The 17,186-nt window shown below is 46.1% G+C and carries 17 protein-coding genes; 5 read left to right on the top strand and 12 right to left on the bottom strand.

Features of this window, described 5'->3' with window-relative positions; genetic code table 11:
* Positions 1-33 precede the first annotated feature (33 nt).
* From V7S65_RS01255 to V7S65_RS01245, 3 genes are all read right to left on the bottom strand, one after another.
* Positions 34-570: a hypothetical protein gene (locus V7S65_RS01255; protein WP_336386475.1), complete on the bottom strand. Its 537-nt coding sequence runs from the start codon at positions 568-570 to the stop codon at positions 34-36.
* Between the two features lie 117 nt (positions 571-687).
* Positions 688-3,297, bottom strand: a complete 2,610-nt coding sequence (locus V7S65_RS01250) for a DUF7133 domain-containing protein (protein WP_336386476.1) — start codon at positions 3,295-3,297, stop codon at positions 688-690.
* 167 nt (positions 3,298-3,464) lie between these two features.
* On the bottom strand, positions 3,465-4,187 hold the full coding sequence (locus tag V7S65_RS01245) for a hypothetical protein (protein WP_336386477.1): 723 nt from the start codon (positions 4,185-4,187) through the stop codon (positions 3,465-3,467).
* A gap of 516 nt (positions 4,188-4,703) precedes the next feature.
* Here V7S65_RS01245 and V7S65_RS01240 point away from each other — a divergent pair.
* Entirely contained in the window at positions 4,704-5,621 is a 918-nt protein-coding gene (locus V7S65_RS01240) for a hypothetical protein (RefSeq protein WP_336386478.1), read from the top strand.
* Positions 5,622-5,747: 126 nt separating this feature from the next.
* Here V7S65_RS01240 and V7S65_RS01235 read toward each other — a convergent pair whose 3' ends face one another.
* The 5 genes from V7S65_RS01235 to V7S65_RS01215 form a co-directional block, all read right to left on the bottom strand.
* Positions 5,748-6,077, bottom strand: a complete 330-nt coding sequence (locus V7S65_RS01235) for a DMT family transporter (protein ID WP_079468610.1) — start codon at positions 6,075-6,077, stop codon at positions 5,748-5,750.
* A 379-nt stretch (positions 6,078-6,456) separates the two neighbouring features.
* Positions 6,457-7,224, bottom strand: a complete 768-nt coding sequence (locus V7S65_RS01230; RefSeq protein WP_336386479.1) for a hypothetical protein — start codon at positions 7,222-7,224, stop codon at positions 6,457-6,459.
* A 51-nt stretch (positions 7,225-7,275) separates the two neighbouring features.
* Positions 7,276-8,403 (bottom strand): mandelate racemase/muconate lactonizing enzyme family protein, encoded by a 1,128-nt coding sequence (locus V7S65_RS01225; protein ID WP_336386480.1) that lies wholly within the window; start codon positions 8,401-8,403, stop codon positions 7,276-7,278.
* 12 nt (positions 8,404-8,415) lie between these two features.
* A complete protein-coding gene (locus V7S65_RS01220) occupies positions 8,416-9,357 on the bottom strand; it encodes a D-2-hydroxyacid dehydrogenase (RefSeq protein ID WP_336386481.1) in 942 nt (313 codons plus the stop codon).
* A gap of 21 nt (positions 9,358-9,378) precedes the next feature.
* Positions 9,379-10,587 (bottom strand): sialidase family protein, encoded by a 1,209-nt coding sequence (locus tag V7S65_RS01215; RefSeq protein WP_336386482.1) that lies wholly within the window; start codon positions 10,585-10,587, stop codon positions 9,379-9,381.
* A 204-nt stretch (positions 10,588-10,791) separates the two neighbouring features.
* On the opposite strand from V7S65_RS01215, the gene V7S65_RS01210 reads away from it, so the two are divergent.
* Positions 10,792-11,511 carry a FadR/GntR family transcriptional regulator gene (locus V7S65_RS01210; protein ID WP_111580506.1) on the top strand — a complete coding sequence of 240 codons (720 nt, stop codon included), beginning with the start codon at positions 10,792-10,794 and terminating at the stop codon, positions 11,509-11,511.
* Here the strand turns inward: V7S65_RS01210 and V7S65_RS01205 are convergent.
* From V7S65_RS01205 to V7S65_RS01195, 3 genes are all read right to left on the bottom strand, one after another.
* Complete coding sequence (locus V7S65_RS01205; RefSeq protein ID WP_336386483.1) at positions 11,500-12,843, bottom strand: SMI1/KNR4 family protein; 1,344 nt, start codon at positions 12,841-12,843, stop codon at positions 11,500-11,502. The genes V7S65_RS01210 and V7S65_RS01205 overlap by 12 nt on opposite strands.
* Before the next feature lie 127 nt (positions 12,844-12,970).
* Positions 12,971-13,303 (bottom strand): DUF6597 domain-containing transcriptional factor, encoded by a 333-nt coding sequence (locus tag V7S65_RS01200; RefSeq protein WP_336386484.1) that lies wholly within the window; start codon positions 13,301-13,303, stop codon positions 12,971-12,973.
* A 39-nt stretch (positions 13,304-13,342) separates the two neighbouring features.
* Positions 13,343-14,149: a carbon-nitrogen hydrolase family protein gene (locus V7S65_RS01195; protein ID WP_336386485.1), complete on the bottom strand. Its 807-nt coding sequence runs from the start codon at positions 14,147-14,149 to the stop codon at positions 13,343-13,345.
* Between the two features lie 156 nt (positions 14,150-14,305).
* Here V7S65_RS01195 and V7S65_RS01190 point away from each other — a divergent pair, with 156 nt between their 5' ends.
* From V7S65_RS01190 to V7S65_RS01180, 3 genes are read left to right on the top strand one after another with little or no spacing between them, the layout of a single operon-like run.
* A complete protein-coding gene (locus tag V7S65_RS01190; RefSeq protein WP_336386486.1) occupies positions 14,306-15,451 on the top strand; it encodes a PepSY-associated TM helix domain-containing protein in 1,146 nt (381 codons plus the stop codon).
* Complete coding sequence (locus V7S65_RS01185; protein ID WP_336386487.1) at positions 15,441-15,626, top strand: hypothetical protein; 186 nt, start codon at positions 15,441-15,443, stop codon at positions 15,624-15,626. Before V7S65_RS01190 ends, V7S65_RS01185 begins: the two co-directional genes overlap by 11 nt.
* Positions 15,627-15,676: 50 nt before the next feature.
* On the top strand, positions 15,677-16,126 hold the full coding sequence (locus tag V7S65_RS01180) for a DinB family protein (RefSeq protein WP_336386488.1): 450 nt from the start codon (positions 15,677-15,679) through the stop codon (positions 16,124-16,126).
* A gap of 59 nt (positions 16,127-16,185) precedes the next feature.
* Here the strand turns inward: V7S65_RS01180 and V7S65_RS01175 are convergent, their stop codons facing one another.
* Positions 16,186-16,989 carry a DUF4382 domain-containing protein gene (locus tag V7S65_RS01175; protein WP_336386489.1) on the bottom strand — a complete coding sequence of 268 codons (804 nt, stop codon included), beginning with the start codon at positions 16,987-16,989 and terminating at the stop codon, positions 16,186-16,188.
* Positions 16,990-17,186: the final 197 nt, after the last annotated feature.

Here is a 17,186-nt window from a genome sequence, read left to right as displayed (position 1 = left end):
AAATTGTGTCAACACAATTAAAGGCTTCCTGCTTTATCGTTGAATATTCCCCCCCACCGGAGAATACAGCGGGCCATAAAAAGGAGAATAACCATTATAACCGCCTCTGCTTACGCCAACGCTGCCGGAAATGGAGAATGTTTTGTCATTGCTGATATACATCACACCTATTTTTGCATCTGAATAGGCAGCAAAGTTGTTAGTCTGCATCAGACCATTGTTCTTATTAATCGCAGGTTGATAGGGTACACTGTTGTAACGGAAAACGTAAGGTGTCACCGATACGCCTCCGAAGGCGTACAGGTTATGGGTCAATTGACGATTTAACTGCAATCCCAAAGGTACCGACAGGAAAGAACCACTTCCTCCTTTAAATGCTACAAAGCCAGCGGAAACGCCGCTATATTTTGTAACAAACCATTTCTTATGGATATTGTTGGTATCGCTTACCTGTTGAGGGTGTTTGAAGACTGATTCCGTGCCATTCATAGCTCCGAAAGATGAGTCTATCTGTGCATTTACCGTCATACCCGACATTAAAATAGCAGCAAAAAGAATTATCCGTAACATACCAATAAAGATAAGCATCCTTTTTTTATTAAAATGCTAACATAATCACAATATGTGATCTGAAAGAAAAAGCCCGCTCAATCGGGCGGGCCTTTTCTTTCAGATATGTATTATACTTTATTTTTTCTGCTGTGCCAGGAAAGAAACGAGCGATGCAAGTTCCTCGTATGACAACGCATTAGCAAGACCCGTTGGCATCATAGACGTTTTCATTTCCTTGCGGGTCAGGATATCGGCTGTTTTTACGGTGAATACTTCGCCGCTGATATCTCTCATAACTACCCTGGCAGAAGTTTCTTCCGTAACAAATCCCATGTAAGACTTGTTACCCTTCGCAGTGATCATCACCGTGGCAAATCCCTGTGAAATAGATGCGTTAGGCTTGAGAATGGACTCTGTGATCTGTTCCCGGTTCATGATAGACCCGATTTGTCCCATAAAAGGACCTTTCATTACTTCTCCTTTCTTAATACTGTGGCAGGCTACACAACCCTGGTTGGTAAACAGTACTTTCCCTCTGGCCGGATCTCCTTTTAATTTATTGATGGCTAATAAAACATCTTCGATAGATGATTTGCCCACCTGACCTTTTTTACTTTTTATTTTTTCAAGATCTACTTTGGGTTCTTTGACCGGAGCTGCAATCACTTTTTTCTCTGGTGCAAATGCGGCAATATCCATCCGGTTGCGGGCATCAAGATCTCTGAAAAACGCTTTGCCGGGGCTGGTTTTCAGCGATGCTGTTTTAAGGAATTTTTCGATAGCCGGTGATGCTTCCCAGGTTACGCCTTTGTAGTAGGGACCATGTGAATCCGGTCTGGTTCCCCACCACCAGGATGCATCATAGGTGTCTTCTTTTTTGTAGAGGCGTGCTAATGTGATAATGATCTGCCGTTTTAATTGCTCATTTTTCGACACCGTGTAAGCATTCATCAAGCCGTCCACTGCTTTCTGATCATGCATATATCGTAGTGTCCACAATGCCAGCGTGGAGTTTTCACCGTTGATTCCCGCTACAGCGGCATCTACTGCATGAAGGCCAACCAGGGCCCGGACAGCCAGATGAGGCAGCACAATAGCAGCATTGGGCGTAGCGTGCGGTCCTTCCACATCTTTAACAGGGGCAATAAATGACGCCGGAACTTTAGTCTGCAACAAAGCGCTGGCTGTTTCGATACGGCCTAAACGCCCCAACCCTATAATTGCTGCTGCCTGCACGCGCGGAGACGGATCTTTAAGTCCTTCCAGGAAAGGTTCAGTTGAAACATCTTTCAGGATGCCTTTCCTGTCTGCCAACGCCCGCAATGCATGTTCCCTTACGGAAGCATCTTTTGTTAATGATGTTAAAGCAGGGATGCCATCTGCGCCTGCAGCCTGTGCATAAGTATAGATACCGGCCACGCGGGCAAATAATGGCAATTGGGCATCTGAAGCGATTTCCAATGCCGCGGACATTCCTTGTTTACCCCCACGCGCAATTAATTCCTGAGAGGCATTCAAACGGGCAACCGCACTGGCCGATTTAAGCAATCCTGCCAATTCCTCCACCGGGGCGGTGGCCAGGTTGGGAAATGCCTTGTAAGTCCAGTTGTTTGGTACTGCCCGGATCACATAGCCTTTATCCGGACTGCCGGAATAGCCTGCGCCATCCCACGCAGAAAGGAAAAGCCGGCCGGATCCGTCAACATCCAGATCCGTAATCTGGGGAAGCTCTAAAAAATCTTCGTCTTTCTGGGTGAATGTGGGGCCATCAGGCGTTACCCTGTGAATGTAAAGCATGCTTCTTCCCCAATCCGCCATCATGGGAACGTTATTGTACTTCTCAGGCCAGCTGGGTTCCGCCATATATAAGGCTCCGGTACCGGAGCCGCCACCAAGATCTGCCAGCGCAGGTAATATTTCATCTGTAAAATGCTGAAACAATACCGGGTATCCATATTCCCCGGATTGGATATGGTGGGAAAACCGCACATTCCATCCACCACCATCATTGGTATTTTCTCTCGTAAAAATATTCATATATGGATCAATGGCCACATCATACACGTTGCGTGTACCGTGGGTGAATATCTCCATTTCGGTACCATCGGGGCGTACCCTTACAATACCACCGCCAAGCATGGTCAGTTTCTTACCGGAACGATCCGTTGCGTTATGAAACCCAAAATCACCTACCGCAATATAGATCCAGCCATCAATACCCATCCTGATACCGTTAGTGGCATGATCGGTTCCCCGCTCCTGAATGTATTTGGTGTTACTGAGATTTTCGATAAGTGGCTGAGGAGGTCCGTCTGCTTTTCCGTCTCCATCCTTATCTTCAAAAACGACCAGCGCCATCCCGGAAGCTTTACCGGATTCTTTGGAAAATGTGGTGTGCAATACAAAAACCCGGCTGCCCTGCACTATGATGCCACGTGGGTTATCCACCGTTGCAAATTCAATATGCCCGTCCATTTTCCCGTCATTATCCTTATCTATAAGCTTAAGAATCCGGCCTTTCCCCGGGTCTTTTCCCAATGAACCCATCATATCCACGCCTACAAACACTTCGCCGGTTGGCGCAACTGCGAGGCAAGCGGGGCTGGGCGTTATATCAGGACCGGAAAATCTTGTAATTGTTAAATCAGGGGGATTAGGAGAAGTGTTTTGAGGCTCTCCTATAAATTGTTTTGTGCCAATAAATACTGCTAGAGAATAGATCAGGCCAATAGAAAATTTCGTCATTTTGGTTCGCGGTATTAATAAAATAGTATTTCAGTGCTTTAGCAAAAGCATTGGTCAATATAGAAAAAATAAAATTTCAGGCCGGAATTATTTGGGGAGCGGCATCAAATACTATTGAATGTGCGGCATCTGGTGGTATAAATGGGTGGAATATGGCCCTGCAAAACCTATCTGTAGCTATGCCATGAAAACCCCAGCAGGCCATGATGAGCTTCGGAATACAGGTAGTCCCCTTTCGTAAAGCGGCTATATACCCCCTGTTCAAATTCCCGCCTGGCAACCAGGGCGTTTGTTTTGAGTACCAGCAGGTGATAAGTTGCCTCTACGCTATCAGGCAATCCGGCTGAAGCAGCCTTTACGCTGCTGAGTCTTCTTTCCCTATCCAATACTATGCAATTGGTACAGCCGGGATTTAGATCTTTTTTATAATGCTCCTCACCCACCTCTACCCATTGAGGTGGCGCAATAATACTATCAGCAGGCAGCAGGTGCAAATAATACGAAGTAATCTCACTTTTCCTTTCTTCAGGTTCTGAATAACCTTCAAAAGAATGTTTGCCTGTACCGGTAACGAGGTACTTTATCGTTGCCGGACGGGATAGATCAAAGGCGTAGTTAATACCGGCTAAGAATGGCAGGGTATAAAAGGCCATCGTCATCAGCAAAGCATGCTCATTAATCCGTGCATCATCCGGCGCCCGTTCTGTTTTCTTAACCAGGACGCAGGCTACCGCTACAGATGAAGCAATGACCAATAAATATCCTGAGAAGGAAATGCTATAAACGGAAAATACATGCGGAACTATAAAGAGATATACAACAAGCATCGCTGCAAACAGTGCAAAGCGCGTTATTTCGCCCCGGGGCTTCCTGTTAAAAAAAAACTGCATGCTTGTACCCGCAGTTTTATGGATAAAATATCTCAGCAGTGGAATACAAAAGATAATCACGAGAAGGTACCTGAAAGTAACAGAACCGGGGTCAGTAAAAAGCAACCATATACACAGTGCCAGGCGGGTTATGGCAGAGAAGATTATAGTGTCAATTGTTTTTATCAGGTGTTTCAAAGGTGGTAAATTGTTTTATCCAAATTACGAATATTGGGGTGTAAAAACAACTGCATAGTGTATGCGTTCCCCCGTAGGGTGTTTTCGTATTTGATTAGCATCCTCCATTTCCCATCTTTTAATTTTGAAAATTACTCTATTCTTATTTACAGTAAATCTATTACTGAATACTGTAAAACAATTATTCCGGGCCATAAATACAGTAAAACGATTTGGATCATCTATTAAAACTCTTTTTTATAGAAGGCGATAGTTATCATTCCCGTTTCACGCAACTTATCAATAACCGACATCAATCATATATTAATTAAAATATTATATTTGTACAAATGTATTTAATTGGGACAACGTGCTAACTATGTTATTAAAAACGGGGATCAGCTCACCATTCACTATCACCATTGGCGGGCCAACTCTATTGCATCAGACCTATATTTCGGTGAAAAGCCCTTTCTACGCTATATAAGTGAATGTACAGTCCGTGAGGAATTAATGGATCCTATTTGGATGGAAGGCTTTGTAATACTGGATATGGCAGAAAAACTGCTTGGCTTCTGGGCATGGGAACTCGAAAATGAGACTTCTGTTTTACGTTACTATTTATCCGCATTGAAAAAAAAATGGCCTGGCTGGCAGATTATGCATTTAGCTAATGAAATGTATGATGCGGAACCATTGTTAGGCATTGACTATGTTTCACAGCAACCAGCCACTAAATTTGAATGCACTGATCCAGCGGATATTATTAATGATCCTTTAGGCGACTATCCTAACGTATTGTTCATTATCAGACAAAACGAAAAGCTTTTTGTTGCCGAAACGAATATTACATTGGAATCTATTATTTGTTATGGCAAAGATATTGTTGCACTACTGGAAACAAGACCTGCCATTTCGATGCCGGCGGAAGGCCAAACGCGCGCACTTGACCACCTGTTTATCGACGTTGATAACAAACAGTTGATTGCCAATGCCAGTATCTTTGGCATATGGAAAATGATGGCTCATAAGTGGCCTGAATATACATTAAAAATGGGCCGCATGGGCTATCTGGCTATGCTGGAAGAGGCAAACATTCCCACCATTGGATTAGAAATACCAAAAGAAAAGGTACAGGAAGCGTTTGCGCATATGACCGCTCCGCGGGAAACCTATGATCCAACGGATCTCATTAATCATCTGACAAAGGAACCGGGCACAAAAATAGAATTTATAAACCCTCACTTCTTCGACAAAGTTTCCCCCCGTAAACCTTGACTGCTACAAATCGTACAAAATTGGCGGCAGCTATTCCATCACTTTTGAAAAACAAAGCGGCTGCCTCAAACATGACGCAGGGTGAGAGTCAAGCCTTTTTTTATTTAATGGATCTAACTCTCAACATCAGTGTGTTGAACTTTTGGAGAAAACATTGATCACTACTACTCCTATCACGATTAATGAAATACCGATAACAGCCGGCAGATCTAATTTCTGCTTGAAGAGGATTAATCCAATTACCGACACTAATACAATACCTACACCCGACCAGATGGCATAAGCAATTCCCAGTGGAATGCTTTTCAATGTGAGGCTAAGGCAGTAAAATGCGATGCCGTAAAATACTACCACCAACACGGAGGGCCAGGGCCTGGTAAATCCTTCGGAGGCTTTCAGCGAAGAGGTAGCAATGATTTCAGCAATGATAGCTATCAGTAACAATAAGTATTTCATGTGTCAGGTTATTGATGCGAAAATAGTACTCCCGGCACTGAAATATATTTTTTTATGTGCGCTTAAAACAGGCGTAGGGAATACAGTGCAGTCGCTTTGGTATCGGGCAGGAATGCAGTAGCAGCAGGCGTTTACCTGCATAAAATGTGCTGGAAAGGTGGACTTGATCAGGAGATGTGATGGGGATGAACTTGATCTTCGTGAAACGTATTTTGGGTGAGATAATGATGTGATTTCTGCTGATACGGATACTTGGTTATCCTCCCAAAGCCACCGGGTGCACACTTACGGCCATAACAATGCACGGAAAGGTGGTTTCCTTAACAGGGAAAATATATACTGATGGAAGTTGTGGTGGTGCTGCTGGTAGTGGCTACCTTCATTCCCGCTGCCGTGCAGGCACCGACAATACCACTTTTCCTGTAGTGGACAGGGATTGATAAGGCAGCATTCTTTTTACACGGGGGACACTGTTTACTTTAACAGGCTGCTTCTTTATGGTAGCGGGTGCAACAACCGCTATGATATCGGCGGCCTTGCTCCGGCGGTTTTCGATAACAGCGCCGTGTTCATATGCTCTTACCTGTAAGGTAACCAGCAACGTACCTCTCCCCGGAACGGTGGCGGCCAGATCAGCACCGTTGAAAGGCTGGCTCAAATCGATTGTGGTGGCCGATTCAGCACGTCCTGTTATTTGCCGCTGCGCGAAGTTAATACGAACGGCTACCACAACAATTTCCAGGTGTGTGGCTTTAGCCGGTGGGCACAGCTTCTGTGCTGGTATATGCAGTATGCCGCCAGTTGTAATAATGGGCTGAAGTGAAAAGAACTGCTCCACACCCATGTACGGGTTAAAGCGAAAGCCTTTCAGATCCGGCAGGCGATCCCGCGTTGCGGTGATCAGCACTTTGTTTAAGCGGTTCACCAGTGTGCCGCCGGGGTTTATCGCCAAATAAGGAGTGATAGCCCGCCGGATCAGTTTCCCTTTCCTGCTGGCGATACCAAAATCGCGTGATGCCCTCCGTGTAGCGGTGGTTTGCTGTACTGTATCCGGCATGCTGCGGATGAAGTAAGATCCATTTCTCCGGTATCCTATGACGTTGCCCAATTTACCGGTGAATTGGAGCAACCCTGTTTGTTTTGCCATAAGGGGTTAACATTTTTACTGAAAATACGAAAATATTTTCAGTCCGCCATGCTACCATCGTCTGCCTTTTATCTCTTCCACAGTGTGATCATTGATCCAGTCCCAGTCTATTTCCACGCCCAGTCCTGGCTGTTCCGGGCAATGCTGGCAGCCATCTTCCCGGATTTCGAGCGGATTGTTTTTCAGGCCGAACCGGAACATGGGGTGATGGGATTCCAGGAAACGGGTGGTGCGTGCAGCGCATGCCACGTGGAGATTGGCAATATCCAGTAATGGTGAGGCTGCGGTGTGGATTTCAAATTCAAAGCCCATCATTTCACACATGCCGATGGCTTTCATAACACCGGTGATGCCGCTTTTATGATGTACATCGCCACGAACAATATCTATGGCTCCCTGTATCATGTAATTTGGTAATTCGAAGAGTCCCACGGTTTCTCCCGCCAGCACGGGTGTTCTGATGGCCTGCGATAGTTTTTGCAGCTGGAGGATGTGTGCATCGGGGAACGGTTCTTCAAACCATTCGTAGTGAAGATCGTCCAGCTCATATCCTATCTTCAATGCGTCTTCAAAGCTTAATACGGCGGAGGAGTCCAGCATGAGCGGAAAACTGCTGCCGGCTATTTCCCTTGCCAGCCGCAGCTTTGGGATATCCTGTGCCGAGCCGCCGGATAGTTGTAGTTTTATTCCTTTAAAGCCCTGGGCTATTTTCAGCCGTACCTGTTGTTCCAGGGCTTCGGGCGTGGTGATGGTTTGCGGCGGGCAACTGGAATACACCGGTACTTTATCGCGGTATTTTCCCAGCAGCACGGCGATGGGTAAGCCGGCGACCTTTCCTTTGATATCCCATAGCGCTACATCGAGGTTGCCCCAGATGGTTTCACGGAAGTTGTAAAGGTGTCGTTGTTTGCCTCTCAGCCGTTGCCAGATAGCTTCATGGTTCAGGGGATCATGACCAACCAGGTCGTGATAATAAATATCATGAACCGCGTAAGCTGATGCAATCCCCTGGCCTAACGGGCAATAGTCCATTGTATATCCTTCGATTCCTTCATCTGTATGAAGGATGGTCAGCGGAAAATCAAAAAAAGGTATATAGCCCGATGGCACCGGATGAGGAGCGTACCAAAGTTCAGATGATAATCTGATAATTTTTGTAGTAATATCTGTGATCTTCATGATTATTATTTTTCAATAGCCTTTATCGAAGCGGACTATATTTTTCAGGGGGATACCATTTTTAAAAGCAGCCAGGTTTTCGAGAAAGCAGGCTACAATACCTTCATATTCTGAGGTGCTGCCTCCGCCGGAATGCTGACTTAGAACGGTGTTGGGGCAACTCCACAACGGATGGCCGGCCGGCAGTGGTTCTTCCTGTGTTACATCTAATACGGCGCCGCCTATACGGCGATGCATCAGTGCTTCGGTGAGTGCCTGTTCGTCGGCGAGCAGGTTACCCCTTCCCACGTTGCAGAAGATGGCATTGTGTTTCAGTGCTGCGATCATTTCCCGGGTAAACAGTCCTTTTGTTTCTTCTGTACCGGGCAGGCAGGCTATCACGATATCGGCTGCAGGCAAGGCGGCTTCCAGTTCAGTTGTTGTTCTTATGACGGCGTTTGATGAGCGGCGTGCATAAAGCCTGATGGTACAATCAAAGCCCTGTAATATTCTTTCTATCCTCCTGGCGATGTTACCGGCGCCGAGAATAATGACGTGTTTGTTTTGCAGTGTTTGTAATGCGGGACGGATGATATGTCCTACCCATTGTTGTTTGTTCTTTAGTGCTGCAAATTCACCGGCGCCCCTGTATAGCGACAGGATGCCTGCAACGGCTGTTTCCGCGCAGGGTTGGGAGTAGTAGTCCTGCATATTGGTGACTACGGCCGGTATTTTAATATGCCGGTAATATTCAAACCCGGTGGAGTACAATTGTATCCATTGCAGGTTGACAGCTTTTTCCAGCCATTCCACGGGTTTGGGATTTCCGAGCAGGATGTCCGCTTTTAACAGTGCTTCGCGTTGTTCGCTTTCGCCGGGTAATTCATCTCTGAAGATAAAGCTATCGCCGGCGGCGCCGGCAGCCAGTGTGGATTTATGGCGCTCTGCGAGGGGAGCGTCAACAAAGATCAACATATACTTATGGTTTGGGTTTATTCAGTGTTTTTTTCCGGTAAAATCTTTTCCGGCTGTTAACCATTCGAGGTTAAAGCGTTGTATAACGATGCGGTATTTCCAGTCGTTATCGTCGCCGTCCCTGATTTCGTACAGGCAGTAAATAGTACCGTCCTTGTCTACCGCCAGATCAGAGTAACCCGCGCCTTTTTCGAAGAGTACTTTTTCCACGGGCCAGGTACGTCCTTCATCATAGCTGAGTTTAGCTGCCAGGCGTTCGCGGGGTTTATATACTTTTTGTCCTTTGCGGATTTCGGTGGCATTGTGGCGGCTGTCGGGGTTTACGAACAGGATCCTGTTGATGCTGTTTGGTTTATTACCGGATAAGCGGAGCAGGCTGGCCATGCATACCGGTTCAAACAGCTGTTCATCCAGCACCGGGGTGGACCAGTTACTGCTGCCATCGGGACTATAGCTGATGAGGCGTTTGTTGGGGGCGCATTCGTTGCGCATATTTACCATAACGCGGCCATCGGCGAGTTGCAATGCTACTGTTTCGCTGGGGTTTACCACGGTGTCTGTTGAGCCGGCAATCTTATCGCCGGTGTTGGCAATGATGGCGCCGCTTTTCCACGTTTTCCCATGATCGTCGCTATAAATGGTAGCCGTGCAGGAAGGCCGGTGGTCGCCGCCCGGAATATTTTTATTGGGAATGCAAAGCCATACCGGTACTACGAGGCGGCCGTTTTTCAACTGGATACCATGGCCGGGGCCGGGGGCCAGTACTTTCCAGTTATAAACAGCGCTGAAGCCATTGAATGCAGAGGTAATATCTACGGGGCGTGACCAGGTTTTGCCGTCGTCTGTTGATTTCATATAATAAGCGCGGGCATAATCCACATGATAGAGCAGGTGTACGGTGCCATTTTCATCCACAATGGGTGTAATATTACTGGTGGGAACGCCGGTGGTATGTGGTACCACTACTGTTACCGGTTCCCAGTGGCGGCCTTTATCGATGCTTCTGCGCATCAGGAGATCCATTTCCGCCCAATCCTGGCCGTTGCCGGCGCGGCCTTCTGCAAATGCCAGCAGCACGCCTTTTTTGGTGACCACCAGGGCGGGTACATGCATAATGGAATAGCCATCCCGGTCGGGTTCAAATAACAAGGTGGTGTCTGAGAAGGGCTGCTGCTGAGCGTTGGCGCCTGTTGCGTATACCAGGATCAGGAGAATGAAGATCTTTTTCATAACTGTGGCGATATCTGTTTTGTTTAGTGGTTGCTATGGTGATCCAAAAGTATATAATTCAGATTTGTCTGACAAATTATTTGACAAAAATTATTTGTCAGACAAAAAATAATACCTTTGCAGGGGAGATCTGATAAAGAGAAAGGATGGTTGTAAATAAGATATGACCGTTATGTTGACAGATCCTGTGGAAAATTTACAGTTATGGAAATAAAGCACGACCAACTGAGATCTGTTACATTAGTAGATCTCGTGGAAAAGAAGATACTGGACTATATCAAAAAGAACAAACTTGGTCCGGGGGCCAGCATTCCCGGAGAGGTGGAACTCACCGACACGCTGCAGGTAGGACGTAGTGTAATCCGCGAAGCATTGAGCCGGCTGAGGATGCTGGGTATCATTGAAAGCAGAACGCGACGCGGGATGGTGTTATCAGAACCCGCTGTGATGGAAAACCTGGACAAGATGATCAATCCTTATATGCTGAAAGAAAGGTCTGTACTGGATTTGATTGAATTCAGGATATCGCTGGACATCGGGATCTGTGACCAGATTTTTGACAATATTACGCAGCAGGATATTAAAGACCTGGAAAAGATCGTGAAGGAACAACCGGCGCTTGGGGGCAACCGTTACGCAGTAGAAAGCGAACATGCGTTTCACCGCAAGTTGTATGAGATCCCCAATAATGAGATCATCAAAGGATTCCAGGCAATCCTGCTGCCGCTATTCAATTATGTAAACGAGCATTTTGATGAGTTTGCGCCTTTCTTCGCACAAAAGAAAAAAGTGATCTCGCATAAAGACCTGCTGAACTACCTGAAAAAGGGCGACCGCGAAGGATACCGGAAAGCGATGATGCAGGATCTTAAACCTTATGCGGAGTTTGTGAAATCAAAGAAGGCAACACCCTCACTTCCTTAACTTCTGAATGGTTAATCCCATATCCGCCAGCCGGTGGCCCAGATTGGATAAGATATAGTCCTGTTCCGTTGGAAATCTTTCTGCTATCTTCTTATACTCCGGCAATAACCTTTTATCCTTCACACCGGATAGCGCCTGCAAGGTAGCATGCACTACATAATTTGAGGGATCATTTAACCCATTGATAAAAACATCCAGGTAAGGAGACTTCTTTTTAAGTTTGCCTAAAGTATAAAAAGCTGTTTTCCGGATTTCTTCACTACTGTTGGTTGTCATCGGAATAATTAAATGCGCATAATCCATTTTCGTTTCTCCCAGCAGGTAGGTGCAAAACCGGAATGTTTCGTCATCATGGATGTTCCCTATATTTTTTTCGATGATCTCCCACCATTCCATGCTTTTATCTTTTGCATACCACCAGATAAGTTGAACAACGGTTAGCAGATCAACAGCACTGTATGCCACCAGGTGGGGCTTTGCCAGCGGGTAACTGAACTTTGTGAGTACCTGCAGCCAGGTCCGTTTGTATTCCGCTTCTGATAACCGGTATTCATTTTCCAGTATGGCCACAACGCCGGGTTCAATGCTTCGCTTAGTTTGTATACCGGTGATACAATCCAACCGGGTTGTTTTGTTTGTTGCAGCGTGGTATTTTTCCAGCAGTGAAGATACACTTCCACCCATTGCATAGCCAAACCAGGTGGGGCCGGCGGCCAGCAGGTCCCCCGAAAGGATTTCATCCAGCCAGCGTTCATACCAATCTAAAAAAGTGTCTTCAAAAGTGAATTTTGGCTTTTGCCTGTCTATGTCGATGTTCACTACCTTGCCTGCATGTTCCCCGTTTAACACCAGGCCGTGGATATAGGCGCACCCCTGAGATCCGATGGGTAAAATTCCGGTGTAAATATTTTGTATCGCTTCGTCGTACTCCTCATCTGAAATATCTTCCTTTTCGGCTTCTTTTGTAAGATTATTCCATTCATCCTCTGTTATACCGGGATAAATTTTCACAGGTTCGCTTAAATATTTTTCAGGATTACTTATCAGGTCATTCGCACCCTTCTTCAAAGGGTAAATGCCATAGAACGGACCGGCTGCGGAACCGGCCTGGGATATTCCTCCATTTCCCACATGAAGCAGGAATGCCCTGAAGCTTCCAGGCAAAGAAATGTTGTACGCATTTTCAAAATCAGAAAGTTCGGACTCCTCCAGTGGTTGGTGGATTACGTATTTATGATAGCTGGCGCCAAATACTTTCAGCTGTTGATCCTTTTGCTTTGCAGCTGCCAGTTTTGCCCTGATCCGTTCTATTTGTTCCTTATACTGATGCATGGGCTAAAATTAATTTTTTTCCCCCACAAACCGTTACTTCTTCACCCGCTGATAAGTAAGCACCACTACCCCGCCATCCAGTATTTTTGTGTCAGAGAGATGCAGGCCAGCGGGAAGCTTTCCGTCTTTAAAGAAACGTTTCCCACTTGAGTTCTTTGGCGTTATATCCAAAAAGGGAAGGTAACATATAGGGATAGAGGAAATAGGCAATCACCGTAATTTCGCCGGCCGTATAAAGCTGGATAGGGCGGGTATTCTGACCATATAATACCAGGTGATAGCTCTTTTTCCCGGCGCTCAGGATCCTTACGGGGTCCGTTAGCTGGAAAGTAATGCTGGGATACCCGTTGGCAATGAGTGGAAGAACTGCTTCATAGAACATGCTGTTATTTTCAAGCACCACGATGTTGCTCACATAATCTGCAATGGAAGAAGGCGGCGTAAGTGTTTGTACTTTCATTCCCGGGAAATATGTACTAATTTAAAGATAAACCGGGTACTATGACCGGTTGTGCGATTTTACATACAACGCCGACCTGTATCTCTTCGCCAGCAAACCCGTAGCCAACGCCGGATCAATATCTGCTACAATTACACCGGGTTTGCCATATTCCCCGTGTGCTATGCAGGCGCCATCCGGACCAATCACCGAGCTGGCAGAATCGGGATATGTAAACGCATAATTGGCACTGGCGAAATAGATGGTATTTTCCAATGCGCGCATCATCATGGCCTTCTCATAGTAGGGGTTATTGATATGGCCCCATTCGGTAAGTAATTCGCCGGTGGTATTGCTGCCGGTGCAATGCGGGTGAAATACTATTTTGGCATCATGCCGGGCTGCCCACCGGACAGATTCAGGATAACGGAACCCTTCATGACAGATGGTGATACCAAATTTTACCCCATTCACTTCAAAAATATTGCGCTCCGTACCCGGGATCCAGATATTATCTTCCGTGGGATCCAACTGGTTTTTTGTCTGGTATCCCAATACTTCACCCGTTGCTGAAATCACAAAAGCTACATTCAGTAATGCTGCTCCCTGGTACCAATCCATTGGCATAATAACGGCAATGGCATTTTGCGCAGCAATTTCCGCCACCTTTTCCAACGCAGACTGCAATTTTCCGGGAGAACGTTCTTCTTCCGTATAACCCATCCCGGGATAGCCGGGAAGATATGACTCAGGGAAACAGATAATTTCCGCGTGTTGTGTTGCCGCCTCCCCTATTAGCTTTTCAGCCCATGATAAACCTTCGCTGACAGATGTTGGAGGTGGTGGAGAAGCCAGTGCTATTTTCATAAAATGCAGATTATGAAAGCAAAGTTATTCAGAATTATTAAAGAAGAAGATGACCGGTACCCTATAAAATTCCGGATTTGTAAAATGTATTTCCGGATCCCGTAAACTAAAGCTAAGGGAAGCTATCAACTTTGGGGTTGAATTACACTTTGAATAATGAATATAAAAACCGCCAGGCGTTGGTTTCTATGGCATAAATGGACCAGCCTCATTTGTACTGTTTTTTTACTGATGCTGTGTTTGACCGGCCTTCCGCTGATCTTTCATGAAGAGCTGGATGGACTGCTGGAAAAACAGGTAGCGGCAGAAATCCCTGAAGGCGCCCGTAAGCTAAGCCTGGACTCGCTGGCGGTGCTTGCCGGCAAACAATACCCGGCGGAAAAGATACGGTATATCTTCTGGGATGAAGAAGATAAAAACAAGATCATATTTGACCTCGCTGCCAAACCCGACGCTCCCCCGGAAGGAAGCAGGTATGCCATGCTCAACATGTATACCGGCGCGGTGCTGGACAAGCCCACTACCGATGGGGTAATGGACATCATCCTGAAGATCCACATCAATATGTTTCTTGGCATTGGCGGGAAATTATTCCTGGGCCTCATGGGGATCCTGTTTGTTATTGCCATTATTTCCGGCGTAGTGCTTTACGGGCGCATCATGAAAAAGTACGATTTCGGGATGGTGCGGAAGTATAAATCGAACCGCCTGAAATGGCTGGATACCCATAACCTGATTGGCATTGTTACACTTACGTGGGCCAGCGTGGTAGGACTTACCGGTGTTATCAACACCTTGTCTGATGTAGTGCTGGCCTTGTGGCAGCAGGGACAGCTAAAAGAAATGGTGGCGCCCTATGCCCAACAGCAGCCACTTACAGGCAATCTCAGCTCATTAGACAGCGCAATGGCGGTAGCACAAAAAGCAGCGCCGCATATGGAGCCGCGTATAGTTACCTATCCCGGCACCCCATTTTCCAGCAAACATCACTACGCCGTATTTATGCGGGGCAACACCTCCCTCACATCGAGGTTGCTGATGCCTGCCCTGGTGGATGCCAAAACCGGCGCCCTTACCGATGCCCGGAGAATGCCCTGGTATGTAAACACCCTGTTTTTATCAGAGCCCCTGCATTTCGGTGATTATGGCGGTATGCCTTTAAAGGTCATCTGGGCATTATTTGACCTGGGTACCATCATTGTATTGATTACGGGCCTCTACCTGTGGTTTGCGCGCAGAAAGGCCACCAAATTGCAATGGAGCAGGCTCACCGAAAAAACTGTATACGAAGATGAAGAATAATGTATTTACCAGATTATGGGGAAAACCGCTGCTGATAGCATTGCTGTCGATAGCCGGATTAATTACAGCACTGGTGGGCGATGGTTACTGGGATATATTTTCCTGGGTAGCGTTAGCCCTGCCTGTTATTATTATTGTGCGCAGCTATTATTTTCCGGGGAAGAAGTTTAATTGACGTATGGCCTCTTTTTAAAAGCTATTTTTGCATCTCCAAAAATAAATACAATGGCGGTGCAACATGTTGTTAAACGATTATTATACCTGTGTGATACTATTCCTTCAAAGATCCGGCTTATACCGGATGCTGAATTTACCACCCCGCGTGCGGCAGGCAAATGGTCGAAGCAACAGATATTAGGACACCTCGTTGATTCGGCCACTAACAACCATCACCGGTTTATAAGGGCACGATTGGAACCCGTACCTGTTATTACGTATAACGGGGACGACTGGGTGAAAACACAGCATTACCAGGAAATGGACCGCGCACAACTGCTGCTGTTCTGGGAATATTACAATCGTCATCTTGCTGCTATTATCAGTGTAATAAAAGAAGATGAACTACAGAAAACCTGTGACAATGGTGATCCTGCGCCTCACACGTTACAGTTTTTAATTGAAGATTATGTGCGTCACCTGAAGCATCATTTAAACCAGCTGATACCTTCCATATAATTGCAAAAAAATAGGCTGACCGGATTGGTCAGCCTATTTTATCAATGCTATCTGATGACTTACTTCAATGTGATAGTGCTTACAGTAGATACTTCTCCTACTTTTACTGCTACGGCAGCAACGGTAGTATCTTTTAAGATACCATTACCGGCAATAGCCACATTATAAGTACCCGCGCTTAAGCCGGATATTACATAGGCGCCGGTTAATGCGTCCGGCAATGCGGAAGCAACTGTATCCGTGTTCTGAATGGCGTAAACGCCTTTCACCTGCAGCAATGGTAAAGCGATTCCTTTGATGGTACCGCTGGTTGCTTGTGTATAAGTACGGATCACTGGTTTCAGGATGTACTTATTGCTTCCGGTGGTAACAATAGAGCGGCCTGCGTCAAAATCGATCCAGAGGCGGTATTCGATGTCGGCAACCAGGTCGGCATGAACATTCAGTTTTAAACCTGATTGTTGCGCAGAAGGAGTTTCCAGCGGGTGAGATACTCCATTCAATACTACGCTGTTGTTGGTACCCAATACCAACCGGATCTGTGAAATTTTACCGGCGGGTAATTCTTTTGACGCCAGTAAGGTGTCTAATCCATTTCTGAAATCCAGCAGGTTATACACGCCGGGACGTGCCAGGGGAACAGATACCCAACCTGCACCCGTTTCTGCCGCATCGGCCGATGCATTTACCTGGATGTCCTGGATATCGATGTTCACTTCATCGTAAATAGCCGGATCATCTGTCAGGTACACGGTGAGCTTCGACTTGCCGCTGTTGGAAGAAGACTCGTCTTTGCTGCACGCACTAAAGAATAGCATTGATGCGGAAACCACCATTAACGTGGCGAAGAATTGGTTTTTCATGATTCAAAGATTGAATTGAATAACAGTTGTTGGTTAAAATTGAACTTGAGTTGATAAAGTTGACAAAGATAGTGACAGATTTGGTATTATTTATTATTTACATATAAATAAGCGCAACCCTTTCGTTTTCAGATCATTCGCGTGTGACATAAACTTTGATGTTGATAAGTATAACTCCGGAAAAACAAAAACTGTAC

This window comes from Chitinophaga sp. CCNWYY40 (assembly GCF_037483205.1).
Classification (GTDB): domain Bacteria; phylum Bacteroidota; class Bacteroidia; order Chitinophagales; family Chitinophagaceae; genus Chitinophaga; species Chitinophaga ginsengisegetis.
Note: the sequence above shows the minus strand (reverse complement) of the source record. Positions and strands in the feature narration are given on the sequence as shown.

What these genes read in the sequence shown, in the direction of transcription:
- V7S65_RS01255 (WP_336386475.1), bottom strand. Translation starts at nt 570, where the DNA reads ATGTTACGGATAATTCTTTTTGCTGCTATTTTAATGTCGGGTATGACG.
- V7S65_RS01250 (WP_336386476.1), bottom strand. Translation starts at nt 3,297, where the DNA reads ATGACGAAATTTTCTATTGGCCTGATCTATTCTCTAGCAGTATTTATT.
- V7S65_RS01245 (WP_336386477.1), bottom strand. Translation starts at nt 4,187, where the DNA reads ATGCAGTTTTTTTTTAACAGGAAGCCCCGGGGCGAAATAACGCGCTTT.
- V7S65_RS01235 (WP_079468610.1), bottom strand. Translation starts at nt 6,077, where the DNA reads ATGAAATACTTATTGTTACTGATAGCTATCATTGCTGAAATCATTGCT.
- V7S65_RS01230 (WP_336386479.1), bottom strand. Translation starts at nt 7,224, where the DNA reads ATGGCAAAACAAACAGGGTTGCTCCAATTCACCGGTAAATTGGGCAAC.
- V7S65_RS01225 (WP_336386480.1), bottom strand. Translation starts at nt 8,403, where the DNA reads ATGAAGATCACAGATATTACTACAAAAATTATCAGATTATCATCTGAA.
- V7S65_RS01220 (WP_336386481.1), bottom strand. Translation starts at nt 9,357, where the DNA reads ATGTTGATCTTTGTTGACGCTCCCCTCGCAGAGCGCCATAAATCCACA.
- V7S65_RS01215 (WP_336386482.1), bottom strand. Translation starts at nt 10,587, where the DNA reads ATGAAAAAGATCTTCATTCTCCTGATCCTGGTATACGCAACAGGCGCC.
- V7S65_RS01210 (WP_111580506.1), top strand. Translation starts at nt 10,792, where the DNA reads ATGGAAATAAAGCACGACCAACTGAGATCTGTTACATTAGTAGATCTC.
- V7S65_RS01205 (WP_336386483.1), bottom strand. Translation starts at nt 12,843, where the DNA reads ATGCATCAGTATAAGGAACAAATAGAACGGATCAGGGCAAAACTGGCA.
- V7S65_RS01200 (WP_336386484.1), bottom strand. Translation starts at nt 13,303, where the DNA reads ATGAAAGTACAAACACTTACGCCGCCTTCTTCCATTGCAGATTATGTG.
- V7S65_RS01195 (WP_336386485.1), bottom strand. Translation starts at nt 14,149, where the DNA reads ATGAAAATAGCACTGGCTTCTCCACCACCTCCAACATCTGTCAGCGAA.
- V7S65_RS01190 (WP_336386486.1), top strand. Translation starts at nt 14,306, where the DNA reads ATGAATATAAAAACCGCCAGGCGTTGGTTTCTATGGCATAAATGGACC.
- V7S65_RS01185 (WP_336386487.1), top strand. Translation starts at nt 15,441, where the DNA reads ATGAAGAATAATGTATTTACCAGATTATGGGGAAAACCGCTGCTGATA.
- V7S65_RS01180 (WP_336386488.1), top strand. Translation starts at nt 15,677, where the DNA reads ATGGCGGTGCAACATGTTGTTAAACGATTATTATACCTGTGTGATACT.
- V7S65_RS01175 (WP_336386489.1), bottom strand. Translation starts at nt 16,989, where the DNA reads ATGAAAAACCAATTCTTCGCCACGTTAATGGTGGTTTCCGCATCAATG.